The sequence below is a fragment of the Halobacillus faecis genome, from assembly GCF_007991335.1.
GTDB lineage: Bacteria > Bacillota > Bacilli > Bacillales > Halobacillaceae > Halobacillus > Halobacillus faecis.
Map to the genome: position 1 here is coordinate 48,788 of NZ_BJYD01000009.1, position 23,041 is coordinate 71,828.

Below are 23,041 nucleotides of genomic sequence, written 5' to 3' on the forward strand. Positions count from 1 at the left end.
TACACAAACCTGCCAGTTAGCGGAACAAATTTTTTATAAAGAATGGAGAATGAAGATGCCTAATATATGGACACATATACTGTTTGTGGACCAGTTATGCGAGGAGCTTGAAAGGAAAGACCTTTTAGAAACTTCTTCAGCCCCTTTACATATGGGAGCCCAGGGTCCTGATCCGTTTTTTTATCATAATTTCCTGCCTTTTTTACCAGACAAAGAGGTAGCGGAAATCGGGATGCTGCTTCATACGGAAAAATGCGGACCCCTTTTGATCGATATGATTGAAAGAGGAAAGTCAGAGAAAAACTTACTTCAAGCCTTTATCCTTGGCTTTGTGAGCCATCATATCCTTGACCGCCATACTCATCCTTACATTCACTATCACGCAGGCTATGAAGAAAATAAACACCAGGAACTTGAAGTACTCTTAGATACAGTCATGCTCGCACGTGAGAGGAATCTAGAAACGTGGAAAAACCCTGTCCATAAGAAAATAAAAATCGGAAAGCAAATCCGTCCCATTTCTTCCTTTATGCATTCTCTGCTTTCCGATCATTATCCTGAAACAACGACAAATCACAAGAAGAAAGTAATTCAAGAATCTTTTTCCCATATTCAGGCGGCTCAAAGGGTGTTATATGACCCTTGGAAATGGAAGAATCGATGGTTTGGCACACTCGTTTCCTCGTTCTCCCATCAGCCCATCCGTGAAAAGAAAGATTTTTTGAATGAGAGCCATATGGAGTGGTACCATCCGGCAACAAAAGAAAAGCGCACCGAATCTTTTTTGGATTTATATGAACAGGCGAAGAACGAAGGTACCACTCTATTTCAGTATATTTTCGAGTATTGGGAAACAGGTTCCCCGGAGGTTTGGGATCACATTAAAAAAATCATTGGAAACATTTCGTATGATACGGGAGAGCCCCTTGAGAAAAGGATGGTGAACCAGTACAGTCATCCGATTGTGTAACCTATGAACGAATGACGGGTTCTTCCTCAGAGCGGGTGTAGGACTCTGCCTGCTCTACCCCTTTATCTACATCAAGCATATATAATAGGATCATACCAACGATAAAGAAGAACACGAGCGATAGAATTCCAAGACGGCTCGATCCTGTTAATTGTCCGACAAGTGCGAAGGCAAACGGTCCAAAAATGGCAGCGAATTTTGAGGAGATTCCGTAAAAACCGAAAAACTCCGCATGACGGTCTCCTGGAACCATTCTTCCAAAAATGGAACGGCTTAAAGCCTGAGCTCCCCCTTGCACGAAACCTACGCACACAGCCAGGATGTAAAAATGAAGGGCCGATGTCATAAAATACCCAAGTGCTACGATGACCAAATAGATAGATAACGATATCATGAGCGCACGCTTAGGCGTTATTTTTCCTGCCAGCCAACCGAAGAAGAATGTACATGGGATCCCAACGAATTGAGTGATGAGTAACGCTGTAATCAGAGAAGTGCTGTCAATTCCAATATCCCTTCCATAAATCGTGGCCATTTTTATAATTGTCGAAATCCCATCGTTATAAAGCCAAAACGCCAATAAAAAAATGAGAAGCTGCTTAAACTGTCTCAATTCTTTCCATGTCCGACCAAGCCGCTGAAAGCCGATGGACACATAAGAGTGTTCTCTTTCTTGCCGGGTCTTCTTTTCCTCTACAACGTTTTTCATGAGAGGAATGGAAAAAATAAACCACCAAAGACCAACGGATACAAAAGCAAGCTTCGTACCAATCAAGGTATTCGGAAGCCCGAACCACTCATACTTCATAATCATGAGAAGGTTGATGGCAAGCAGAACCCCTCCGCCGACATATCCTAACGTGAATCCAGCTGCAGAAACACGATCTATATCTTCCTCTTTAGCCACTTCAGGTAAAAAAGCATCATAAAACACATTCGCACCTGAAAAACCGATCGTCCCCACGATTAATAATATCGAGGCAAAAATGTAATCCCCCTCTCCGACAAAGGCAAGCAAGACGCTGGCAATCATGCCCATATAGGCAAAGAACATCAAAAAACTTTTCTTCGCTGCGGAATAATCACTGATCGCCCCTAGAATTGGAGCTAGGATTGCCACGATTAAGACAGCAATGGATTGGGAATATCCCCAATAGCTTGCTGCTAAAGATTCTTGAACACCTTTAGCTGCTACATCATAATAGAATACAGGTAGCACAGCAGCCATGATGGTCGTTGCAAAAGCTGAATTAGCAAAATCATAGAGCATCCAGCTCCAAACGGGTTTCCTTTTCATGGTCATAACCCCCATCAATACTCTTTTTTAGACAAGCATAGCAAAAGATTTTCAAATTTTACGTAATCAAAATCAAACTTTACAATTCTTTGAGGTGGTTTAATGAAACTGGCAGTATTCGGTGGCACAGGAAGAGTCGGATCTGAAATTGTACGATTAGCATTAGGTGATGGGTTGGAAGTAAAAGCCCTTGTTCGTGATGAAAAACGGGCGATGGAAGTTATTCCTGGAGTGGAGTTCGTGATTGGTGATGCGAAAAATGAAGAGGACGTCAAAAAGACCATTGCCACTTGTGATGCGGTGATCAGTGCCTTGAACACAGATAAAACAGACACACTATCGAAGAGTTCCCTCTTAATCGTTAAAGCGATGAAAGAAGAAGGGATCAAGCGTATCGTCACAATCGGAACGGCAGGCATTCTAAACAGCAGGTTCGAAAAAGGGAAATATCGCTACCAGACCAATGAATCCAAACGAAAGAAAACATTTGCAGCAGAAGAACATGTTAAAGTATATGAAGCTTTACAGCACAGTCGGCTGGACTGGACCATCATCTGTCCGACTTATTTGCCTGATGGAGAACGACACGGCAATATCCGATTTGAGCGTGATTTACTCCCAGAAGACGGCAAGAAGATTACCGTGGCAGATACAGCATTTTTTGCTTATGAAGAATTAAAAAAGAAAGAATTCTTAGCTCACCGCGTTGGAATCTGTTATTAAAAAAAAAGCCATTTCTCTCTTCGTGGAGAAATGGCTTTTTTTTCATTCAGCCGATGGGTAAAGACCAAAAAACTCCTCTAACGTTACGGCCTGTTCATGGACATCTGAAGAGACCTCTTTCCCTACGTACCTCAAATGCCAGGGTTCATACATGTAACCTGTGATATCTTTGGCACCTTCTCTATAACGGATGATAAATCCGTATTCATGGGCATGATCGGCAAGCCATTCTCCCTCCGTTGTTTCACCGAAGGATTGCTCCAGTTTAAAGGCTACCTGAGCTGAAGTAACATCCATAGCAAGACCTGTTTGATGTTCGCTCGTACCAGGCTGTGCTGAAAATGTATCTGTTTCCTCTTTGCCATAAACTTCTACATTTCTTTCATAAATCCTTTTTTGACGCTCATAGGAACGGTAGCCTGAAGCAGCTACTAACTCAATTCCATCCCCTTCAGCAGCTTCGAAAAGTTCTTCTAAAGCACGAGCTGCTTCTTCTCTCATCTGTTTTTTCGGGTGGTCTTCTTGGAAATAAAAAGGTACATTTGGGACAGTCAAATCTTCGGGTACATAATCACCCGGCAACTTCCTATTTTTGTTGACGACCACTTGTAAACTCTCGGGGTCTCCTACTTCGACTGTTCCGTCCGCCAAAACTTTATCTTTTTCGGTTTTAGCAGAGGATGAATCTTTCTTCTCGTCCGCAGGTGCCTGCTCTGTTCCTTCACCGGAAGAGGATTGATCTTCCTTATCAGAAGCGGTTTGTTCCGCTTCTTTTTGGGAAGAAGCGGGAGCATCTTCTTTCGCCTCTTGTTCGTCCCCCGATGATGCGAGAGAACAAGCAGTCAAGCTGAGACTTAATAATGTTAAAATCCATACTTTTTTCAATTGTATTACCTTCCTAGTCTATGATGGTACCCTTACTATAACATTCACAGGAAGATGTTGTATATCTGATCCCTGTCATAAACCTGTTTTCCTAAAACTCAGTCATTTACTCTTAATTTGTAGCAGAAAGTTCCTTGACGAGTTCTTTCTGGGCATAGGAGAGCTTTCCTTATCCACATTTCCCTCCTTCATTTATAACCTAAAACTTCGCAAAAAAAACCGCTGCATCAGCAACGGTTCTATCTTATTCCCATGTAAAGGGTTGATATTGAAAACTTAAACGTTCAAATTCATCGCGGTCATCGTTATCAATGGCCTGGTTAATTTCCTTATCCAGCCGTTCCTTATTAAACTGATAACTTAGTTGGTCTAAAAGCAGACGTGAGGCTAACTGTATTCCAAAGGACAACTCTCTCTTTGCCGTAATCTCTTTCCCTTTGTACTCGGGGTGGCGACGGATAACATAATCAATCTTTTGCTTTCTCATGAGACTACCCCCTTCATGCTTTTTTTCATTATGCAGGATATAATAGAATTTCGCAACAAGTTTTCTGAATATTTAGTATTATGTTTCCCATATTTAAAAATTTTAAACCTCTCAGCCCTATTGCCAGAGGGATTCGTCATGATTTACTTTCGCAAAATAGTTACTAAATCCCTAAAAGATTTCTGTGAGAACTTCTATATTCTCGAAAAATATAAGATTCACTCACTTATCGATGTCACATTTAGAAGAAAGAATAGCCATGATAGGCTTTTCACCATAATACTCCCCCAAATCCTCCCATTCCACAAACTTCCTATATAATACGCCGATCAACTGCTAAGCTCTTTATAAAAAAAGAGTATGAAACTCAAAAGGTTCCATACTCTTCACTCTTTATTTAGTTAATGAATTTACTTGCAACATCTATAGTACGTTTAACTTGATGACGTACGCCGTCTTCTACTTCTTCCTTCATATTCCCTTCTCCATCTACGCTTACACTCGTACCGTATGGGTTTCCTCCAGACGCGAACACGGCATCATCCGTGTAACCTGGAGCAGCAATGATGGCACCCCAATGGAACATTGTAGTGTAAAAGTTCAAGAGCGTCGCTTCTTGACCACCGTGTACGTTTTGTGCAGATGTCATCGCACTGACTACCTTGTTCACAAGTTTTCCTTGGAACCATAGTCCGCCCGCCTGATCCATAAATTGTTTCACTTGTCCTGGAACGTTACCAAAGCGGGTAGGTACACTGAAAATTACAGCGTCCGCCCAATCAAGGTCGTCAATTTTAGCTTCTGGAACGACATCTTTTGTTGCTAAGTAATGCTCTTTCCATGCAGGATTCTGTTCAATTGCTTCCATAGGAGCTAACTCTGGGACACGTACCAGTTTTACTTCTGCCCCTTCTTGTTTAGCTGCATCTTCCGCCCATTGCGCCATTTTGTAGTTCGTACCTGTAGAACTGTAGTAAATGATCGCTAATTTTACGTTTGCCACTAAAATCTCTCCTTTTGCATACTATTGGAATCCAAGAATGCCTGTTTATTGTTTCCTAAGATACGATCAGGATTCACAGATAGTATATACCCGCCTTAACTAAAACTCAAACTCAAGACTCTTAAATTCGAGATATTTTATAAAACCTTTACAATGTCTCCATATATTAAGCTTTTTTGCGTATAGGCAATTAACATGAACATGGAAAGCTTTTTTTCTCTAGACCCACTGAACTTCTATTTGGTAAGCTATATCAAGCCTAATTGATCGATCTGGAGGTAAAAGTCCATGAATGACTATGCAAATTTGAAAAAAGGGGAACGTGGGGCCTGGGTAAGTATTATTGCATATCTTGTCCTTGCAACAACAAAATTGATCATCGCCTCCATAGGAAACTCTGAAGCGCTCAGAGCAGATGGGTTAAACAATACGACTGACGTCATTGCATCCGTGGCTGTTTTGATCGGGCTTAAAATTTCTAGGAAGCCACCGGATGAGGACCATCATTACGGACATTTCCGTGCGGAAACGATTGCTTCTCTCATCGCAGCCTTTATTATGATGACTGTCGGAATAGAAGTGATCATCGGTACGGTTCAGGATATTATCCAACAAAAAGCCAGTGAGCCTTCGATGCTCACGGCATGGACGGCTTTAGTGGCGGCCTTTATTATGTATGGTGTTTATCGGTACAACTTGAATCTATCGAAGAAAGTGGATAGCAATGCGTTATATGCGGCTGCTCAGGATAATCGGTCAGATGCTTTAGTAAGTGTCGGAGCAAGCATCGGGATCTTCGGTTCTCAGTTCGGCATTTTCTGGTTGGATCCTCTTGCCGGTTTGGTTGTTGGCCTCATTATTTGCAAAACAGCTTGGGACATTTTTGTCGACGCCACCCACAGCCTGACGGATGGTTATGATGAAGAAGGAATTGAACACATTCGGGAGAGCATATCCGATCATCCCGACGTTTGGGCCGTTAAAGATGTCAAAGCACGGATGCAGGGAAATAAAACACTTGTCGAAGCTACAATTCACGTCAACCCTGATATTACTGTCCAGGAAGGTCACGAAATCACCGATGAAGTAGAAGAACGATTAGAAAAAGAAAAAAATATCGGTTACGCCCACATCCATATCGAACCCTATGAAGAAGAAGAGACGTAAAAAGCCTGCCGGTGATGGCAGGCTTTTTTGTCAGATATCATCCCGTTTATGCTAGACGGTCGGTCAAGCTTTTCAACTCACTCCAACCATAAGCCGTCTCTTCATAGGTTCCCTGGCCGATTGTGACTCTTTCGGCCTCTACAGGATCTGCTCCATACTTTATGTAAAATTGACTGGAAGGGTTATTGGTCAGGACCCATACAAGAAGGGACTGGTACCCAGCTTCAAGCATCCCATTTGAAAATACCCGGAGCATTTCTTTGCCATACCCCTTCCCCTGATACTCATCCAGCAAGTAGATCGCATAGATTTCCCCGTCATAGCCATAGTTCTTTGTCCTTTCTTTTCCACCAGAAACAAAGCCGACGACTTCCCCATGATCATTTTCAATCACATAGGCAATTTGACCATTTACAGGAGTTCTGAGAACCGTTTCCCAAAGCGCAATCCGATGTTCAACCGTTGTATTGCTTAAATCCCTCTCATCGATTAGATCTTTATAGGTTGATTTCCAACTCTTCACATGAATTTCAGCGATCGTTTCAGCATCCTCAAAGCGGGCAGCTCTTACTTCAGGCATATGGATCGTCCCTTCTTCCTCTAATTACTTTCTATTGTAACAAAAAGATGATGCCAAGGGTGGCATCACCTTTTATTTGCGGTTTATCTACATTGGAAACTAGAAATTTGTCGTGTATCGAAGCCAGTATAAACCCACTGTCGGCGGCGACGCTGCCAACGGTATCCGGCTACAGAAGTGCGGCCGATGAATGTCGGGTAGAACCAAAACGAGCGACCGTTAACGAGAGTGATCCATGTGTATCGATAGAGGCAGCCATATAATGAGCCTGGGTCTACAGCAAACAGGGAAGCCCCTTGTGAACTAGGCGGCTGATCCGGTGGGGGTGGAAGCTGGATGCCAGGACCACCGGGCCCACCCGGTCCTCCGGGTCCTCCAGGTCCTCCGCCAAATGGCGGCTGTCCTTGCCCGCCTCCAAAAGGTGGTCCACCTGGGGGAGGTCCAGGAGGTGGTTGGCCCGGGCCGAATTGCCCCCCTTGATTTGGGGTCGGAAATCCGAAAATCTGCCCGAAAGGAAAACCAAATTGTCGGTGCATAACGATCAATTCCTTTCTCGGAAGTATCCCTATACGATATGCACCTACTGGGCAGGTGTGATTATAATGTCAACAAGAATACAGAGGTAATCGCTCCAAGTACAACGAAGATGATATGGACATTCAACCATGCCAGCAAAACCCCTACCAAACCTGCAATCACACCAATTTGAGGTGCATCAGGCTTCACTGACATAATCCCTGGAAAAATCAGTGCTCCGAGAGCAGCATAAGGAATAGCGTTAAGCCATCGGTCCACCCATTTAGGAAAAGTGACAAATCCTACAATCAATGCGGGTAAAAACCTCGGAACAGCTGTAACTACGGCCATCCCGATAACCATCCAAATGATCATTCTGTCACCTCCTCATCCTCAAGAATCCAAACTCCGCTGAAGGCTGCAAGAACAGTACCCATAACAATGGACCAGCCTTGACTCATTCCCAAGGTTTGACAAATAAAATTAATCAACATGGCGAGTACAGCGATGCCGGCAATTTTAAAATTCTTTTTCACGGAAGGAATCAGGAGGCCAATGAACATCGCATATAAGGCTACCCCCATGCTGTCACTCAACCTCGCCGGTATGACATCACCTAAAACACCACCAAGATAAGACCCTCCCACCCATGATAAATAAGCGGTCAATATTAAAGAAGCATAAAAGAAACCTCCATATTTCTCTCTTGCTTCGTCCTTATACAAGGCGGACATCGTGAATGTTTCATCCGTCAAACCTAAGGAGAGAGGAAGCTTTACTTTCAGAGCCACATCTTTCAAACGATTGACAAAAGATAAACTCATGACAAAATGCCTGAAATTCAGAACAAATGTAGCGATTATGATCTCAATTATCCCTGTCCCTGCCGCTATCATCCCTACAGCTAGAAATTGAGCAGCGCCAGCGAATACAAGCACACTCATCAATGTAAGCTCAAGATTCGTCATCCCCGTCCGACTCGCTAAGACTCCATAAGTTAAAGCGATCGGCAAATAACCCAGCATGATCGGGAAACCCGCAATCATCCCTTTTTTAATCATATGTATACGAGTAGAAGAAGCCGTTGTGCGAATAGCTTGCGGTTCCATCCTTCCTCCCCCTGTCTATCCAAATTTCCACTATTATACACAACGAACGGTTCAATTTGAAGCAAAGCCTTGCAAAAAAATTCGTTGACATCTCATAAAAAGTATTCTATGATGAACTCACATTACTTCACTGCTTAAAAGCGTTTAAGTAAAAAAGAATAGATCGTATCATGAATTCCAAAGTAGATGGTTCGAGAGCAGTAGAACAGAGACCAAGTGGGTGGTGTAAACTTGGGCCTCCTTCCATCGAATTACAGAATTCCAGACCAAGTGATACACCAACAGAGTGGGTAAAGAAATTTACCAACAAGGGTGGTACCGCGGAGTGAAAGCTTCGTCCCTGTTTGTTCAGGGGCGGGGCTTTCATTTTTTTATAAACACCGCCCAGGGAGTAAAGAATAATAAAAATCGAGGGGGAATTCATATGCTTCATCTGCAGCCAAAAAAACTACCAGGCATCATCGAATCAACACTACTATTACTCGTAACCATTGGAATGATCAGTTATTTTATTATTGAAGTTCAAACCGTTCCACACATCCCGATTCTCATCGGAATTCTCATTATGATCGCTTACGGGTCTTTGAAAAAAATGAGCTTTAAAGATCTACAGCACGGGATGACTCAAGGAGCGCAGACAGGAATGGGTGCTGTCCTTCTATTCTTTGTCATTGGTGTCCTTATTGCGAGCTGGATGGCCAGTGGAACCATTCCTGTTTTGATGAATGCAGGCTTTCTTCTAGCTGGAGGCCCATGGTTTCTAGCGATTGTTTTTGCTGTAACAGCTGTGGTCGGTGTTGCCTTAGGCAGCTCATTCACAACAGCAGCGACGGTTGGGGTAGCGTTGATCGGGGTAGCTCAATCCATGGATGTATCCTTAGCCATGACAGCTGGAGCCATTGTATCCGGGGCATTCTTTGGTGACAAAATGTCCCCGCTATCCGATACGACCAACCTGGCATCAACTGTTGTTAAAGTTGATTTGTTTGACCACATTAAAAACATGGCCTGGACAACGATCCCAGCTTTCGTGATCACCTTTATCCTGTTCATGATTCTGTCTCCTGACGGAAGACCAGATGTTGAGCAATTGAACACCTTCCAAGCCGGTCTTAGAGAAACAGGCTTGATGCACTGGAGCTCCTGGGTTCCTTTAGCTTTACTTGTAGTCATGACTGTGACCAAACGCCCGGCTTTTCTTTCCCTTGCGATCAGCAGTATAGTGGCCACACTGATCGCCGGTTTACGTGGTGTCATGGAATGGGGCGCCCTTTTCGGGACATGGTTTGATGGCTTCCAAGGAAGTTCAGGTAACGATATCGTCAACGACCTGTTGACCCGGGGTGGGATGAATGGCATGCTCTTCACCGTATCCCTAGTTATTCTCGCTCTTGCTCTTGGAGGATTGTTCTTTGTTACCGGGATTATTCCTTCCATTTTAACCCGTGTACAGGAGTCGTTAAAATCGGCACGTTCCGCTACGCTGTCCACTGCTTTTACAGCAATTGGAATCAACATCGCCATTGGTGAACAATATCTGTCCATCCTGCTTACAGGAGAAGCTTATCAGGACATTTATGAAAAAGCAGGACTTGCAAGGAAGAACTTGTCCAGAACCTTAGAAGACGCTGGAACCGTCATCAACCCGCTTGTACCTTGGAGCGTATGTGGTGTCTTCTTATCCGGTGTTCTCGGGGTACCAGTTCTTGAATACCTGCCATTTGCTTTCTTCTGCTTACTCAGTCCGTTACTCACGATTCTATTTGGAATGACCGGAAAAACACTCACCCCAAAGCAAGCGAAGGTGCAATCACTTGATCAAGCGAATTAACAGAAAGAAGGACCGCCTCTTACACGATATAGAGGCGGTCCTTCTTTCTGCATGAAATCCGGCACCCAGCGAACACCATTGGTGTCGGGAACGAGAAATGAGTGTCAGGTATCGTACGGTCACTGCACCCTAAGCCTAGTAGCGTTAAAGAAAAGGAGGGTGAATAATTCCCTTTCTCTGACTTACACTAAATAAAAACAATGGGATATTGAGGTGATGGGCATGGACCAAATAGAACGTGGGGATCAGTCGAACGAAGAATATCATATGGGGCATGCAGAAGCGGAACAAGTATTAGATGATATCGCCTTTTACCGTACACTGATTGTCAATGTTATCTTTATTGGTAAAGAGGGTGCTGATGATTGGGTCCTCATAGATTGTGGCATTGGCCATTATTGTAAACGGATTATGGAAGCAGCGGAAAAGAGATACGGACGAGCAAAACCGAAAGCCATTATTCTAACTCATGGTCATTTCGATCATGTTGGGTCAGCAAAGCAATTGGCACAGGAATGGAAGGTCCCCATTTATATTCATCCGATGGAGATGGATTATGTTACAGGTAAACGAGATTACCCTGTAGGGGATGCAACCGTCGGGGGTGGGCTGTTTTCACTTTTATCGCCTTTCTTTCCCACTCACCAGGCAGATTTGAGTAAATACATCCACCCGCTGCCAAATGATGGGACCATCCCTTTCCTTGAAGAGTGGCGCTTTATTCACACTCCAGGACATACACCGGGACATATCGCCCTGTATCGAGATAAGGACAAGACTCTCATTGCCGGAGATGCATTCATTACAGTCAAGCAAGAATCAAGTATGGCTGTTTTTATTCAGCACCAGCACGTGCACGGTCCTCCAGCGTACTTTACTCATAACTGGGAGGAAGCAGAAAAGTCAGTCAAAGAACTCGCCTCTCTTCATCCTTCCGTAGCCATTACCGGCCATGGGCTACCGATGGAAGGAGAACTTCTCTCAAAGCAACTGAACGACCTCGCCGCTAATTTCAAAGAATTGGCTGTCCCGAAACATAAACGGAAGCTTCACTAAGCAGCAAGTGAGTTCCTCACTTGCTGTCTTCATGTTTAACCACAGCAGAAATTTTTCTTAGACCTTCCAATAAACGTGGACTTGGTCGGCAAAAAAGAGATTCTTCCAGGACATGTATATGATCGTGCTTTACTGCTTTAAGTTCAGACCATCCTGGTCTCTTCTTAATGAGGTCAGGATTCATTTTTTCTTCCTTCACCCCTACCCACACCATACAGATATGATCAGGATCGCGTTTTTTCACTTCCTCCCAATCCGTTTGAAAGCTGGCTACCTCCTGATCACAGAAGAGGTTCACCCCCCCAGCAAGTTCACTGATTTCATTCAGCCAGTTCAATTTCCCTGGTGTGAATACCGGTTTTGGCCACCATTCCCAATACAAAGAAGGATTTTCCTCCATGTGCTTGGAACGATGTTTGAATTCATCGATTTCTCTCAGAAAAGCGTCCGCATGCTGCCGGCTTTTCTCTTCCACTCCAATCGCCTTTCCCACACGGCGAATATCTTCAGAAATCTCGTATAAAGTATTCGGATTCAATATGATATAGGGCAGGTTGTATTCATCCAACCCTTCTATATTCTTTTCCATTCCAGGCACAGACAAGGACGCTAAAACAAGGTCAGGTTTCAGGGAGGCGACCTTTTCAATATCAATGGATAGGTCAGGACCAAGCTTCGGAAGGTGTTCCACTTCTTTGGGATAATCAGAATAATTATCGACACCAACCAACAGATGGGTCTGCCCAAGATTAGCGACAATTTCAGTATTGCTAGGACAAATCGACACAATTCTCATTTTTCAACCCCCTCTTTCAGAATCGTCTGATGTTTCATTTTCTTTCATTATAGCTTATATTGAATGTATGGAAAAACGAAGAAAGAAAGGGATGAACCCATTGACAACGTTGCTCCTCGATACATCCAAAGGCATAGTAGAGTTTACATATAAAGGGTCCGGCCCTCCTGTTTTGTTATTGAAAGGTGGACACTCCACAAGGGATACAGACTTATCTCACAGCAGCCTGATTTATGAAGGTTTTTCGTTACTCACAATTTCTCGTCCCGGCTACGATTATACAGAGCTTTCCACAGGCCGCACGCCTGAGGATTTTGCCGATACAATTGTCGAAGTACTTGACCATCTCCAACTTAAAAAAGTGAATGTCATCTCTATATCGGCAGCTGGTCCTACGGGCATCGCTTTAGCCGTTCACCACCCAGAGCGTGTGGACCGCTTGCTGCTTGAAGCAGCGCTCCTCACTTCGTGGGAAAGTGATGTGAAAAAGAGAGCCACGGTCCTTTTTGGACCAGCAGAGAAATTTGTTTGGAGCAGTCTCAGAACCATGCTGCGATTCTTCCCTGACTTGGTGCTAAAACAATTGCTTGCTGATTTGACAACAGAGAATGTTGAAGATTACTTGGATAACCTTACCCCTAATGACCGCCGTTTCATTGTGGATATGCTTGCGACTTCCCAGTCCGGAAAAGGGTTCATTACAGATCTTGACCACGAAACCCCGGATATTAGCGCCATCCAGGTCCCTGTTCTTGGTATGTATTCACAGAAGGATCGCAGTGTGCCGTATACAAACGCTCTTTTGTTGAAGTCTTCCGTGCCTGAATGTGAGATTTATGAAGTCGACTCCGATAGTCATTTGATTTGGATAGGTAAAGATGCTCACACCGTTTGGAAGAAACGCCTGGAATTCTTAACTAAAACTTAAACATACGGAGGGATCATCATGGATGATGTCAAATGCAAACAAATGTTGGATCGTTTCCTTACGTTTTATGACCAAGCCTCCCAAACACCCTTGCACAAACGCTATGAGTTATGGACCGATCAGTACGCTTTTCCCTACACCCCGCCCGGCTATCAACAAGGACAATTAGCTAAAGAAATGATTGAATACGCATGGAATAGATACGAACAAGTCTATGACAAAATCCAATATTTCGATATTGGTCCTCTAGAAGTGAATGGTTATGTAGATTCCATAAAACAAATTCTCCACTGTACCTCGCCCGTAAGAATGACCGTCATGTTTTTTGTGGGAACGTTTGAAACCGATCCATTTATTATGGAGAAGAACCAGCATTACACCCTTTGCTTCCCTGTCGAACTCACATCCAGTAGGACTCGATTGATTCAAGAACTAACACGCGTCGTCCACTGTGCCCAATCCGGCCTTGCTCCAAGCCATACAAGAACACTAGGGCAGTTGATTTTTCAAGAAGGGATGGCAGCCCACACGACCGAAGAAGTTCTTGAAGAGAGTGGGATGATCGACTTCCCATTATGTTGGGAACAGGAAAAATGCAGCCGCGAACCAAACCGTGTCATGATGAACATCCAACCGCACCTTCACCGCACCGATTATGAAGCCCTTTATTCGTTTACAAAAGGCACAGGCGCTTCTGGTTTTGAAAAAGAAGCCAATTACACGGGCTACCTGATCGTTGAACATTTATTAGAACAAGGACGCCCTCTCTATGACCTAGCTCGTATTCAAAATACTGAGGTAGATGCCATTGTAGAGAAGGCTTTATTCTCCTTAATGAATCAAGCATACCTCACTCAGACCCAGGAGTGAACATTCCCAGTAGTTGGGAAAACTTTTTCTTCATAGGGCTTTCATTCCTTTAGGCCATCTGTTATACTAAGGTTAATTATTCGTTGTTCGATCAGATTCATGCAAGAGAAGATGTTTCGTAAGATGTCGTCTTGATGGAACTTGAAAAGAGCAAGAATAGTAATACAATGTGGAATTTTTCCACGCAGGAGGTAACGTACATGGTTGAAGGTACAGTAAAATGGTTTAACGCAGAAAAAGGTTTTGGATTTATCGAAGTAGAAGGTCAAGACGACGTCTTCGTACACTTCTCTGCAATTCAAGAAGAAGGTTTCAAGTCTCTTGAAGAAGGACAAGTTGTAACTTTCGAAATTGAAGAAGGTCAGCGTGGACCACAAGCAGCTAACGTTCAAAAATAAGAACGTATAAAAAACTCCCCTTCCTAGGGGAGTTTTTTTATTACCCAAATGAAGCAACCTCCCTTCACTAAAGCTCCCGATTTCTGAAAACTCAGTTTCGAGACTTTTGTTGAGCAGGTGAGGGTTGCGGGGAATAGCTCGCTTCCTTTAAGGGAGCCCGGCCTGGTTGAAATAATGAATGACACTCCCTGTCCATGGATACGGGGTCAGTTCAAGCGTTAGCTCGAGAGGCTCATCACTCGCCCACGGAAAGCGAACCTTTTCCCGGAGCACCTAAGCTCCCATTAAAGTCTCGAAATCGAGTCTTCCACAATCCTGCCATATTCTTCAATAAAAAAAGAAGGCTCAATGGAGAGCCTTCTTTTTGCTTATTCTTCGTCCTGTTCGGTAAGAATGAAAGGTCCTTCTTTTGTAATGGCAATGGTATGCTCATATTGGGCAGAAAGTGAACCGTCGATGGTACGTGCTGTCCAGTTGTTTTCATCCATTTGGCTGCCCCATGCTCCAATGTTAATCATTGGTTCAATCGTAATGACCATACCCTCTTTCAAACGTGCTCCTTTTCCAGCAGCACCAAAGTGAGGAATATAAGGATCTTCATGAATAGAATCACCAATACCGTGTCCTGTGAAGTCACGGACTACAGAATAGCCTTCTCCTTCTGCATAGGACTGGATGGCATGACCGATATCGCCAATGCGGTTCCCAGGAACAGCTTGCTCAATCCCTTTATAAAGAGAAGTTTTTGTTACATCCATCAACTTTTGTGCTTCTTCACTAACCTCTCCTACGGCATGAGTCCAGGCTGAATCTGCCAGGAAACCATTCAAGTTAACGACCATATCAATAGTTACGATGTCGCCTTCTTTCAATTTCTCCTGCCGTGGGAATCCATGACAGATTTCATCATTGATGGAAGCGCATGTTGTAAATTCGTACCCCTGATACCCTTTCTGTTCCCCAGTAGCTCCACGTTCAGCTAAGTACTTTTCAACGAAATTTTCGATTTCCATTGTCGTTACCCCAGGTTTAATGAACGTGCGCAATTGTTTATGAACACTTGCAAGAAGCTTTCCTGCTTCGTGCATCTTTTCGATTTCTCTTTGACTCTTACGTTTGATCATTTGCTCAATCCTCTCTTTTTCTATTACGTATGCATGTATCCTCTAGTATGATAACGAAAAATTGGAGGAACGACTACCCTTTCAAATTCAGTCTACCCTTCGAATTTCCTTCGCAGGGTTACCAGCTACAAACACGTTCGGCGGAATATCCTTCGTTACCACTGCCCCTGAGCCAATCACGACATTCTCTCCAATGGTCACTCCTGGGTTGATGACAGCACTTCCTCCAATCCAAACATCATCACCAATGGTAATCGGTCTGCCTGACTCCAATCCACTCGCCCTTGTTTCTCGATCCATTGGGTGAGTGGCCGTGTACAATTGAACATTCGGACCAATCAGTACTCTTCGCCCGATACGAATCTCACATACATCCAAAAATACGCAGTTGTAATTAGCAAAAAAACCGTCCCCTACATGAATATTGTAACCATAATCACAATAAAATGGGGGTTCGAGTCCCATTTCCCCTTCAATCGTTCCGAAAAGGTCTTGTATGAGCTGCTTACGGTAATGGTCTTCTGTATCTTTCGTCTGGTTCAATTGGTACGTCAGTTGTTTTGCGCGTGACCGTTCCATAATCAACTCTTCGTCCCAGGATTTATACAATTCGCCTGCCAGCATCTTTTCCTTTTCAGTCATGAGATCACCTCAGTCATTGGATACGTTCTCTCTTTACTTTACCATAGTTTTTCGCTAGTCTAGGAACAACCGAAGGAGGTTATCTATTATGCAAGTACGCGAATTGAATCAATCCGACGCTGAAGAATATTACCGTTTAAGACTGGAAGCCCTACTTACGAATCCTGATGCGTTTATCACTACATATGAACAAGAAAAACAAAGGCCTGACCCCATCAAGACGATAGCACAAAGACTGGAAAGTGACACTTCCCGGACGTTCGGGCTTTTTGTTAAAGAGACGCTCGCAGGAGTTGTTACCTTAGTGAGGGAAACTCACCCAAAGTTTTCCCACAAAGCTTCCGTCCTAGCCATGTACATAACCAAAGATCATAGACGAAAAGGTGGCGCAGAACTCTTAATCAACGAATTGATTCAATTTGCGCGTGCGATTGAGCTTGAGGTCCTTCATTTGAGCGTGGTTACAGATAATCACCCAGCACAGGAGTTGTATAAAAAACTCGGCTTCCACACGTACGGCACAGAGGTAAAAGCCATCAAATTACCAGGCCGCTATTTAGACGAAGATCATATGGTCCTCTTTCTAAAATGATTGAACAAATATCATGTTCTTTTCGTATAAGCTCCCTTTACTTGAAGGCTTAGTTTCGAGACTTTTGTTGAGTGGATGGGGTGAGGGGGAAGCAACGACCCCCGTATCATCTCGAATTCAACCCTTCCGTAATCCTGCCATATATTTTATTACGTAAAATAAACCATAAATCGTTGGGCGTTGGAAAATTGAAACATTCCTCCCTGCTCTTTCGTACAGAAAAGAGAAAAGCAACTTAGGTAAAGGGTGAAACTATGATAGAAATCAATCGTATCTCTAAAAGCTTTGCAGGGAAACAAGCAGTGAAAGACCTGGATCTCTCTGTTCCGGACGGTAAAATCTTTGGCTTCCTTGGCCCGAACGGGGCTGGAAAATCAACGACTATTAAGATGATGACAGGGATTTTGCCCATTGATGAAGGTTCAATCATTATGAATGGCATCGATGTGTCGAAAGAACCGATGAAGGCAAAGCATCAATTTGGGTATGTCCCGGACCGTTCAGACATATTTCTCAGGTTAAAAGGAATTGAGTACCTAAATTTTATTGCTGATGTATTCGAAGTTCCAAAAGATATCCGCAAAGAAAAAATTGAGCATTTGACGAAAAGCTTCGGCATTTATGAGGCTTTGAACGATCATATCCAGACCTATTCCCATGGAATGAGACAGAAGATTGTAGTTAGTGGAGTCCTGCTTCATGATCCAGACGTATGGATACTAGATGAACCGTTAACAGGCCTGGATCCGAAGTCCTCCTACACATTGAAGGAAATGATGCGAGACCATGCCAAGAGAGGGAAGATTGTCTTTTTTTCCACGCATGTTTTAGAAGTAGTGGAACAGTTGTGTGATGAAGTCGCAATCATCAACAATGGCCATGTACAGTTCAAGGGGAATATGGCTGAGATGAGACAGCAATTCAAAGATGATGATAATCTTGAGCAATTGTTCCTGGAGTTGACACAAAATGAATAAAGCATGGAAATTGATGCGCATCATGGTCAAAATGCAGTTGTCCATGGCTAATAAAAGCAGCATGGAAATATTCGGGTTTGTTGTGATTGGTTTAATGATGATCCCGTTCGGCCTGCTCATCTTGTTTTTTATTCAAGGAATTATTGGAAACATGTATGCAGCCCTGGAACCACTAGGGAACGAAGGGGTCATCCTTGGATTATTGTTCGTGATGATGACTTTCATTTTCTGTTTCACAAGTATAGGAACCGTTCTCAGTTCTTTTTACTTCGCGGAAGATGTGGAGTCCTTTATTTCATTACCTTTTCAACCGTATCAAATCTTGTTCGGGAAATCTGCGGTTCCATTTCTATCGTTATATGGTTTGAATACGATCTTGCTGCTCCCTTCCCTCGTTTTTTATGGATTACATAGCGGAGCGGGAGCTCTATATTACCTATTAGCGATGATCATATGGGCTTTGACACCGATTATACCTTTCGTTTTGACTGCTATCGTCCTGATGTTTATCATGCGATTCGCTAACATATCAAAAAATAAGGATCGTACGAAAGTTCTTGTCGGGCTCCTTGGGTTTGCCTTTGCCATCGGAATCAATGTACTGCTACGATTGGATTCTGGCACAGGCGATGTCGCAGAAATGTTAACACAGCAAAATGCTCTTCTTGAATTAGTTACAAAATTCTTCCCGACTGCTTACTTCAGTAGTATTGCACTGACTGATCTAGGGTCCTGGACTGGAGTTTTTTACTTCCTGCTGTTTGTCGCCTTATCTCTAGGGGCGATTGTATTGTTTCTTACAGTCGGACAAAAGTTATATTTTAAAGGTGTATTAGGTTTATCTGGCGGGAAGCGCAGTGAGTTTGACGAAGAAAAAGTTCAGAAGCATGTGAAACAGCAGTCCCTACTAACGAGCTTATGGCAAAAAGAAATGCGTATCATCTTCCGAACCCCGACATTCTTCACACAAATTGTCGTACAGAGTCTTTTCTTTCCTGTATTTTTAATTATTGTCATGATGTTGGACCCCAATGGACCTCTTACAGGATGGGGCACGCAGCTCAGTGAAATCGAAGGGAAGAAAGTCATTCTCGGGATGTTCGGGATCACAGTTGTGGCATTAGGAATCAATCCAGCATCCTTCTCTTCTATTTCTAGAGATGGAAAGAGCTGGTTCAACCATTTATACTTGCCAATTCCATCATCGACGGTCATTTTAAGTAAGCTGCTCGTTTCTTTTTTTATGAATTTTCTTTCCATACTTCTTTTAAGCTTAGCCGCGTTAATCGTCCTTAAAGTCCCTATCACCATATGTCTGCTCTGGTTTGTCATTTCTTTAATTACTGGTTGGGTCGCAAGCATCGCTGGACTTATGATCGACTTGTACAGTCCAAAGCTGAATTGGACGGATGAGAGAGAAGTTTTTAAAGGAAGATTTATTGGAATCGTCCCCCTAGCACTGGAAGTTGCGGTCTTCGGGATCATCATTCTTATTTTGTGGAATAGTGGTCTGGAAGGGATATGGACTGTGAGCAGTGTACTGATCCTTATATTGTCCATCATTACTGTCATTGCCCAATATTTCTTAAATCGTATGGTCCAAAGAAAATACTATAAAATTGTTTAAAACAAAATAAAAGCTCTGAGTAAAAACTCAGAGCTTTTATTTATTTCACCATATTTTATTAGTTATTTAACCTCCAAAGAAAAAGTCAAGAATATTACCCGCTTTGGAAGTGTTCTGATTATAAAACTCTGAATACCCGCAGTTTTTGCAATAAACGACGGTAAACTTATTGTTTTGTACATCCATCATTTTTGATAGACCTGATCCTGTCATAGATACATCCTTTTCGCCTGCATCTGTACTTCCACATTTAATACAACCTTGATTACTCATTGGAAACCTCTCCCTCCTCTAAACTATGATGATCATTACTTTACAATCATGACCGGGCATTTCGCTCTCTTCGCTACTTTATGGCTTACACTACCTAATACCATTTCCTGCAGGGTGTTCAAACCTCTACTTCCAATGATTACAAGGTCAAAGTTATTTTCATTTGCGTATTTAACAATGGTTGGACCTGGCTCACCATGTTGTATGCTTATTTGATACGACGCATTTTTCTCTTGAAAGATAGCTTCAATTGGTTGCAATCTCTGCTGCCGACGCTGTTCTACTAAACCTTGATCACCTTCATATAAAACATCTGATTTCGACTGCTCGCCGTCAATCACATAAACGATTGTGATCTCACCGTCCCCTTGTAAGTTGGCTAGCTCCGCCGCTCGTTCGGCAGTCCGTATGGAGTGGTCGGATCCATCTGCTGCTACTAATATCCTCTTATACATTGGAATTCCCCCCATCGATATTCATCTATTGTTTTCATTTTACCATTATCATTTATTATAAAGGTGAAATTTCTACCATTAAATAACACTCAACAAAATAAATTTCATATAGTTTGGGTCTATACAAGTGAAAAAGGGAGAAAAAAAGAGAAAAATATTCATTTATGCGCTTACATGGGGTTATGTAATATCCCTCATAGGTGATATAATCTGATCGTTCTTGCCGGATTTCCGTATTGTCACGGACAATACAAAACAAAACTAGTAGAAAGAGGTGCACAATTGAACACAGAAACAATTAAACAACAATGGTTTGGAAACGTAAAAAACGATGTGCTTTCAGGCATGGTCGTCGCTATGGCGCTCATCCCTGAAGCGATCGCTTTCTCTATCATCGCTGGAGTCGACCCCATGGTAGGACTGTACGCTTCCTTCTGTATCGCTGTCGTCATTGCTTTTTTGGGTGGTCGTCCAGGTATGATTTCTGCTGCGACCGGAGCTATGGCTGTCCTTATGGTCACTTTAGTTAAGGACCACGGTTTGGAGTATTTACTGGCTGCTACGATTCTGACAGGAATCTTACAATTTACTTTAGGTGCATTAAAAATCGGACAGCTTATGAAGTTCATTCCTAGGTCTGTCATGATTGGTTTTGTGAATGCCCTAGCGATTCTTATTTTCTCGTCTCAACTTGTCCATTTTGAAGGGGCAGGATTGGCTATGTATGCGATGGTAGTTGGTTCATTAGCTATTATTTATATACTACCCAGGTTTACAAAATCCGTTCCATCACCACTTGTGGCTATTGTTGTAATGACAATCATCGCCATCACGACAGGAACTGGATTGAAAACGGTAGGAGATATGGGTGAGTTATCCAGTACGCTGCCTATTTTTCTACTACCAGACATCCCATTGACGTTTGAAACACTACAAATCATTTTCCCTATCTCACTAGCTCTTGCTTTTGTAGGGTTACTTGAATCATTATTAACTGCACAGATTGTAGATGATATGACAGATACTGTGAGTGATAAAAACAAAGAAGCCAGAGGACAGGGAATGGCTAACGTTGTTTCAGGGTTCTTTGGTGGAATGGCTGGTTGTGCCATGATCGGTCAATCCGTTATTAACGTCTCTTCAGGTGGGCGTGGAAGATTATCCACACTCATAGCAGGAATATTCATGATGTTGCTGATTATTGTATTCAATGATCTCCTCGTTCAAATTCCTATGGCCGTCCTTGTTGGAGTCATGATTATGGTATCTATCGGAACGTTTGATTGGAGCTCGCTCACACGCTTCAAAAAGACGCCAATTACAGACAGTATCGTCATGCTAGTAACCGTTGGCACAGTAGTACAAACTCATGATCTTTCTAAAGGTGTTATTGCTGGTGTCATCTTGAGTGCTATTTTCTTCGTTGCTAAGATTTCAAAAGTAAAAGTTGAGGAAGTATTCGACCAGAATGCAGAAAAAATGGTTTATCATGTCAGCGGTCAAGTCTTCTTCGCTTCCACTGACAGCTTGATTAAGCATTTCGACTATGATGTACAAACATCTCATGTCGTTATTGATTTTACCCATTCCCATGTTTGGGATGACTCGGCTGTGGCTGCCATTGATAAACTTGTAACGAAGTATGAAGAACGTGATATAAATGTTGAGATTGTTGGTTTGAATAAGGACAGTTCTCAACTTGTCCAACGTCTTACAGTCAATGACAAATTAAATGCTTCATAAGAAAAGCGCAAGGCCTAAAGCCTTGCGCTTTTTTCTATCCATTCTTCCCTCAACATACTGTATACACAGGAATCCTGCCATTTCCCTTTCACAAGCAGATCCTTTCGAAGTGTTCCTTCTTTAACCATCCCGACCTTTTCCAGCACCCTGATCGATCCGATATTCTCCGGATTTGATGTTGCCACCACTCGTTGAAGTTCACAGTATTCGAAACAAAAGTTGATCATCAATTGAACAGCCTCTGTCGCCAGACCTTTCCCCCAATGATCGTGGTGAATAATAAAGCCGATTTCACCAACACCATCCCAGTCTCTAATATTCATCTCTATATTACCAACCACCTGGTCGGTTTTTTTCTCTACAATGGTAAAAACATAGCGGCTTCTATGCCTTTGCTTCCGATCAATAATCACTTGACGGACGAAAAAGAGACTGTCTTCCTCTGTGTTTGGCCCCCAAGGCTGGTGTTTTACTGTCTCTTCATTCGATGAATAAGGGTGAAAAGCTGACCAGTCTTCAAGTATAACTTCCCGAAGATAAACTCGGTCATTCTCTTCCATCACTTCCACTCCATCACGTCCTATATCCTTTCGTTACTATCCGTTTCTTAAAGATACGCTTTTAACTCATTCATCCATGGACTAGGATCTTCTTTCACCATATAAGCACGTACACCTTTGTGTGTATGCAAATATAGCATTCCATACATGGACGATGATTTTCGATATGAAACATCATGAATGGCATGAAGAGGAAAAGTTTCCTGTGGGGACACGACCCTCGTTTCAAACAACTCCAGCTTGTCTTCTTTCTCTAAATAGAGCTGCTGATTATTTTCTATAACACGCGTTCTCTCAAATATAGGTTGAGAACATATCAACTTTATCGCCCTTTCCTTGCGCCTTTACTACTTCAAGTATACCGCACTTATTAAGACCGTGTATAGACAATCCCCTTTACTCCTCTATATGGCAGGATTGTGTAAGACTCAG

At 42.9% G+C, this 23,041-nt stretch carries 26 protein-coding genes; 12 read left to right on the forward strand and 14 right to left on the reverse strand.

The window, feature by feature from the left end; all coding sequences use genetic code 11:
• Positions 1-55 precede the first annotated feature (55 nt).
• A complete protein-coding gene (locus tag HFA01_RS06215; RefSeq protein ID WP_167506184.1) occupies positions 56-970 on the forward strand; it encodes a zinc dependent phospholipase C family protein in 915 nt (304 codons plus the stop codon).
• A gap of 1 nt (position 971) precedes the next feature.
• Here the strand turns inward: HFA01_RS06215 and HFA01_RS06220 are convergent, their stop codons facing one another.
• Positions 972-2,267, reverse strand: a complete 1,296-nt coding sequence (locus HFA01_RS06220; protein ID WP_146814323.1) for an MFS transporter — start codon at positions 2,265-2,267, stop codon at positions 972-974.
• 102 nt (positions 2,268-2,369) lie between these two features.
• Here HFA01_RS06220 and HFA01_RS06225 point away from each other — a divergent pair, with 102 nt between their 5' ends.
• A complete protein-coding gene (locus HFA01_RS06225) occupies positions 2,370-2,990 on the forward strand; it encodes an NAD(P)-dependent oxidoreductase (protein ID WP_146814325.1) in 621 nt (206 codons plus the stop codon).
• A 42-nt stretch (positions 2,991-3,032) separates the two neighbouring features.
• On the opposite strand, the gene HFA01_RS06230 is transcribed toward HFA01_RS06225, so the two are convergent.
• The 3 genes from HFA01_RS06230 to wrbA all read right to left on the reverse strand — a co-directional run bounded on the left by HFA01_RS06230 (position 3,033) and on the right by wrbA (position 5,365).
• Positions 3,033-3,875, reverse strand: a complete 843-nt coding sequence (locus tag HFA01_RS06230) for a M15 family metallopeptidase (protein WP_146814327.1) — start codon at positions 3,873-3,875, stop codon at positions 3,033-3,035.
• A 244-nt stretch (positions 3,876-4,119) separates the two neighbouring features.
• Entirely contained in the window at positions 4,120-4,362 is a 243-nt protein-coding gene (locus HFA01_RS06235; protein WP_089653208.1) for an IDEAL domain-containing protein, read from the reverse strand.
• 397 nt (positions 4,363-4,759) lie between these two features.
• Positions 4,760-5,365, reverse strand: a complete 606-nt coding sequence (gene wrbA / locus HFA01_RS06240) for an NAD(P)H:quinone oxidoreductase (protein WP_146814329.1) — start codon at positions 5,363-5,365, stop codon at positions 4,760-4,762.
• Between the two features lie 288 nt (positions 5,366-5,653).
• Between wrbA and HFA01_RS06245 the strand changes: the two genes are divergently transcribed.
• Complete coding sequence (locus HFA01_RS06245; protein WP_146814331.1) at positions 5,654-6,532, forward strand: cation diffusion facilitator family transporter; 879 nt, start codon at positions 5,654-5,656, stop codon at positions 6,530-6,532.
• Positions 6,533-6,578: 46 nt separating this feature from the next.
• On the opposite strand, the gene HFA01_RS06250 is transcribed toward HFA01_RS06245, so the two are convergent.
• The 4 genes from HFA01_RS06250 to HFA01_RS06260 all read right to left on the reverse strand — a co-directional run bounded on the left by HFA01_RS06250 (position 6,579) and on the right by HFA01_RS06260 (position 8,737).
• The gene (locus HFA01_RS06250) at positions 6,579-7,112 is read right to left on the reverse strand and encodes a GNAT family N-acetyltransferase (RefSeq protein WP_146814333.1); all 534 of its coding nucleotides are present in this window, start codon (positions 7,110-7,112) and stop codon (positions 6,579-6,581) included.
• A gap of 83 nt (positions 7,113-7,195) precedes the next feature.
• The gene (locus tag HFA01_RS18860; protein WP_167506185.1) at positions 7,196-7,648 is read right to left on the reverse strand and encodes a hypothetical protein; all 453 of its coding nucleotides are present in this window, start codon (positions 7,646-7,648) and stop codon (positions 7,196-7,198) included.
• A gap of 61 nt (positions 7,649-7,709) precedes the next feature.
• Positions 7,710-8,003 carry an AzlD domain-containing protein gene (locus tag HFA01_RS06255; RefSeq protein ID WP_146814335.1) on the reverse strand — a complete coding sequence of 98 codons (294 nt, stop codon included), beginning with the start codon at positions 8,001-8,003 and terminating at the stop codon, positions 7,710-7,712.
• A complete protein-coding gene (locus HFA01_RS06260) occupies positions 8,000-8,737 on the reverse strand; it encodes an AzlC family ABC transporter permease (protein WP_146814336.1) in 738 nt (245 codons plus the stop codon). Before HFA01_RS06260 ends, HFA01_RS06255 begins: the two co-directional genes overlap by 4 nt.
• Before the next feature lie 424 nt (positions 8,738-9,161).
• On the opposite strand from HFA01_RS06260, the gene nhaC reads away from it, so the two are divergent.
• Together nhaC and HFA01_RS06270 are read left to right on the forward strand one after the other, a co-directional pair.
• The gene (nhaC, locus tag HFA01_RS06265; protein WP_146814337.1) at positions 9,162-10,568 is read left to right on the forward strand and encodes a Na+/H+ antiporter NhaC; all 1,407 of its coding nucleotides are present in this window, start codon (positions 9,162-9,164) and stop codon (positions 10,566-10,568) included.
• Between the two features lie 222 nt (positions 10,569-10,790).
• Positions 10,791-11,624, forward strand: a complete 834-nt coding sequence (locus tag HFA01_RS06270; RefSeq protein ID WP_146814338.1) for an MBL fold metallo-hydrolase — start codon at positions 10,791-10,793, stop codon at positions 11,622-11,624.
• 16 nt (positions 11,625-11,640) lie between these two features.
• Here the strand turns inward: HFA01_RS06270 and HFA01_RS06275 are convergent, their stop codons facing one another.
• Complete coding sequence (locus tag HFA01_RS06275) at positions 11,641-12,420, reverse strand: cobalamin-binding protein (RefSeq protein WP_146814339.1); 780 nt, start codon at positions 12,418-12,420, stop codon at positions 11,641-11,643.
• A 91-nt stretch (positions 12,421-12,511) separates the two neighbouring features.
• On the opposite strand from HFA01_RS06275, the gene HFA01_RS06280 reads away from it, so the two are divergent.
• The 3 genes from HFA01_RS06280 (at position 12,512) to HFA01_RS06290 (ending at position 14,616) form a co-directional block, all read left to right on the forward strand.
• The gene (locus HFA01_RS06280) at positions 12,512-13,348 is read left to right on the forward strand and encodes an alpha/beta fold hydrolase (protein ID WP_246139284.1); all 837 of its coding nucleotides are present in this window, start codon (positions 12,512-12,514) and stop codon (positions 13,346-13,348) included.
• An 18-nt stretch (positions 13,349-13,366) separates the two neighbouring features.
• On the forward strand, positions 13,367-14,218 hold the full coding sequence (locus HFA01_RS06285; protein ID WP_146814340.1) for a hypothetical protein: 852 nt from the start codon (positions 13,367-13,369) through the stop codon (positions 14,216-14,218).
• A gap of 200 nt (positions 14,219-14,418) precedes the next feature.
• A complete protein-coding gene (locus HFA01_RS06290; protein WP_035510016.1) occupies positions 14,419-14,616 on the forward strand; it encodes a cold-shock protein in 198 nt (65 codons plus the stop codon).
• A gap of 368 nt (positions 14,617-14,984) precedes the next feature.
• Here the strand turns inward: HFA01_RS06290 and map are convergent, their stop codons facing one another.
• Both map and HFA01_RS06300 read right to left on the reverse strand, forming a co-directional pair.
• The gene (gene map / locus HFA01_RS06295) at positions 14,985-15,740 is read right to left on the reverse strand and encodes a type I methionyl aminopeptidase (protein WP_146814341.1); all 756 of its coding nucleotides are present in this window, start codon (positions 15,738-15,740) and stop codon (positions 14,985-14,987) included.
• Between the two features lie 87 nt (positions 15,741-15,827).
• On the reverse strand, positions 15,828-16,382 hold the full coding sequence (locus HFA01_RS06300) for a sugar O-acetyltransferase (RefSeq protein ID WP_146814342.1): 555 nt from the start codon (positions 16,380-16,382) through the stop codon (positions 15,828-15,830).
• An 88-nt stretch (positions 16,383-16,470) separates the two neighbouring features.
• Here HFA01_RS06300 and HFA01_RS06305 point away from each other — a divergent pair, with 88 nt between their 5' ends.
• From HFA01_RS06305 to HFA01_RS06315, 3 genes are all read left to right on the forward strand, one after another.
• Positions 16,471-16,974, forward strand: coding sequence for a GNAT family N-acetyltransferase (locus HFA01_RS06305; protein ID WP_146814343.1), 504 nt, complete (start codon positions 16,471-16,473; stop codon positions 16,972-16,974).
• Positions 16,975-17,228: 254 nt separating this feature from the next.
• On the forward strand, positions 17,229-17,951 hold the full coding sequence (locus HFA01_RS06310; protein WP_146814344.1) for an ABC transporter ATP-binding protein: 723 nt from the start codon (positions 17,229-17,231) through the stop codon (positions 17,949-17,951).
• A complete protein-coding gene (locus HFA01_RS06315; RefSeq protein ID WP_146814346.1) occupies positions 17,944-19,578 on the forward strand; it encodes a putative ABC transporter permease subunit in 1,635 nt (544 codons plus the stop codon). The genes HFA01_RS06310 and HFA01_RS06315 overlap by 8 nt, the downstream gene beginning before the upstream one ends.
• 66 nt (positions 19,579-19,644) lie before the next feature.
• On the opposite strand, the gene HFA01_RS06320 is transcribed toward HFA01_RS06315, so the two are convergent.
• Entirely contained in the window at positions 19,645-19,851 is a 207-nt protein-coding gene (locus HFA01_RS06320) for a zinc ribbon domain-containing protein (RefSeq protein WP_146814348.1), read from the reverse strand.
• A gap of 35 nt (positions 19,852-19,886) precedes the next feature.
• Entirely contained in the window at positions 19,887-20,306 is a 420-nt protein-coding gene (locus tag HFA01_RS06325) for a universal stress protein (RefSeq protein WP_146814350.1), read from the reverse strand.
• Positions 20,307-20,588: 282 nt separating this feature from the next.
• On the opposite strand from HFA01_RS06325, the gene HFA01_RS06330 reads away from it, so the two are divergent.
• On the forward strand, positions 20,589-22,049 hold the full coding sequence (locus HFA01_RS06330; protein WP_146814352.1) for a SulP family inorganic anion transporter: 1,461 nt from the start codon (positions 20,589-20,591) through the stop codon (positions 22,047-22,049).
• 14 nt (positions 22,050-22,063) lie between these two features.
• Here the strand turns inward: HFA01_RS06330 and HFA01_RS06335 are convergent, their stop codons facing one another.
• The gene (locus tag HFA01_RS06335) at positions 22,064-22,609 is read right to left on the reverse strand and encodes a GNAT family N-acetyltransferase (RefSeq protein ID WP_246139285.1); all 546 of its coding nucleotides are present in this window, start codon (positions 22,607-22,609) and stop codon (positions 22,064-22,066) included.
• Positions 22,610-23,041: the final 432 nt, after the last annotated feature.

Excerpts from the sequence above, each read along its gene's own strand:
- HFA01_RS06335 (WP_246139285.1), bottom strand. The coding sequence starts at position 22,609 with ATGGAAGAGAATGACCGAGTTTATCTTCGGGAAGTTATACTTGAAGAC.
- HFA01_RS06225 (WP_146814325.1), top strand. The coding sequence starts at position 2,370 with ATGAAACTGGCAGTATTCGGTGGCACAGGAAGAGTCGGATCTGAAATT.
- HFA01_RS06255 (WP_146814335.1), bottom strand. The coding sequence starts at position 8,003 with ATGATCATTTGGATGGTTATCGGGATGGCCGTAGTTACAGCTGTTCCG.
- HFA01_RS06260 (WP_146814336.1), bottom strand. The coding sequence starts at position 8,737 with ATGGAACCGCAAGCTATTCGCACAACGGCTTCTTCTACTCGTATACAT.
- HFA01_RS06310 (WP_146814344.1), top strand. The coding sequence starts at position 17,229 with ATGATAGAAATCAATCGTATCTCTAAAAGCTTTGCAGGGAAACAAGCA.
- HFA01_RS06215 (WP_167506184.1), top strand. The coding sequence starts at position 56 with ATGCCTAATATATGGACACATATACTGTTTGTGGACCAGTTATGCGAG.
- HFA01_RS06280 (WP_246139284.1), top strand. The coding sequence starts at position 12,512 with ATGAACCCATTGACAACGTTGCTCCTCGATACATCCAAAGGCATAGTA.
- map (WP_146814341.1), bottom strand. The coding sequence starts at position 15,740 with ATGATCAAACGTAAGAGTCAAAGAGAAATCGAAAAGATGCACGAAGCA.
- HFA01_RS06270 (WP_146814338.1), top strand. The coding sequence starts at position 10,791 with ATGGACCAAATAGAACGTGGGGATCAGTCGAACGAAGAATATCATATG.
- HFA01_RS18860 (WP_167506185.1), bottom strand. The coding sequence starts at position 7,648 with ATGCACCGACAATTTGGTTTTCCTTTCGGGCAGATTTTCGGATTTCCG.
- HFA01_RS06300 (WP_146814342.1), bottom strand. The coding sequence starts at position 16,382 with ATGACTGAAAAGGAAAAGATGCTGGCAGGCGAATTGTATAAATCCTGG.
- HFA01_RS06290 (WP_035510016.1), top strand. The coding sequence starts at position 14,419 with ATGGTTGAAGGTACAGTAAAATGGTTTAACGCAGAAAAAGGTTTTGGA.
- HFA01_RS06245 (WP_146814331.1), top strand. The coding sequence starts at position 5,654 with ATGAATGACTATGCAAATTTGAAAAAAGGGGAACGTGGGGCCTGGGTA.
- HFA01_RS06235 (WP_089653208.1), bottom strand. The coding sequence starts at position 4,362 with ATGAGAAAGCAAAAGATTGATTATGTTATCCGTCGCCACCCCGAGTAC.
- HFA01_RS06285 (WP_146814340.1), top strand. The coding sequence starts at position 13,367 with ATGGATGATGTCAAATGCAAACAAATGTTGGATCGTTTCCTTACGTTT.
- HFA01_RS06325 (WP_146814350.1), bottom strand. The coding sequence starts at position 20,306 with ATGTATAAGAGGATATTAGTAGCAGCAGATGGATCCGACCACTCCATA.
- HFA01_RS06315 (WP_146814346.1), top strand. The coding sequence starts at position 17,944 with ATGAATAAAGCATGGAAATTGATGCGCATCATGGTCAAAATGCAGTTG.
- HFA01_RS06320 (WP_146814348.1), bottom strand. The coding sequence starts at position 19,851 with ATGAGTAATCAAGGTTGTATTAAATGTGGAAGTACAGATGCAGGCGAA.
- nhaC (WP_146814337.1), top strand. The coding sequence starts at position 9,162 with ATGCTTCATCTGCAGCCAAAAAAACTACCAGGCATCATCGAATCAACA.
- HFA01_RS06275 (WP_146814339.1), bottom strand. The coding sequence starts at position 12,420 with ATGAGAATTGTGTCGATTTGTCCTAGCAATACTGAAATTGTCGCTAAT.
- HFA01_RS06305 (WP_146814343.1), top strand. The coding sequence starts at position 16,471 with ATGCAAGTACGCGAATTGAATCAATCCGACGCTGAAGAATATTACCGT.
- HFA01_RS06220 (WP_146814323.1), bottom strand. The coding sequence starts at position 2,267 with ATGAAAAGGAAACCCGTTTGGAGCTGGATGCTCTATGATTTTGCTAAT.
- HFA01_RS06250 (WP_146814333.1), bottom strand. The coding sequence starts at position 7,112 with ATGCCTGAAGTAAGAGCTGCCCGCTTTGAGGATGCTGAAACGATCGCT.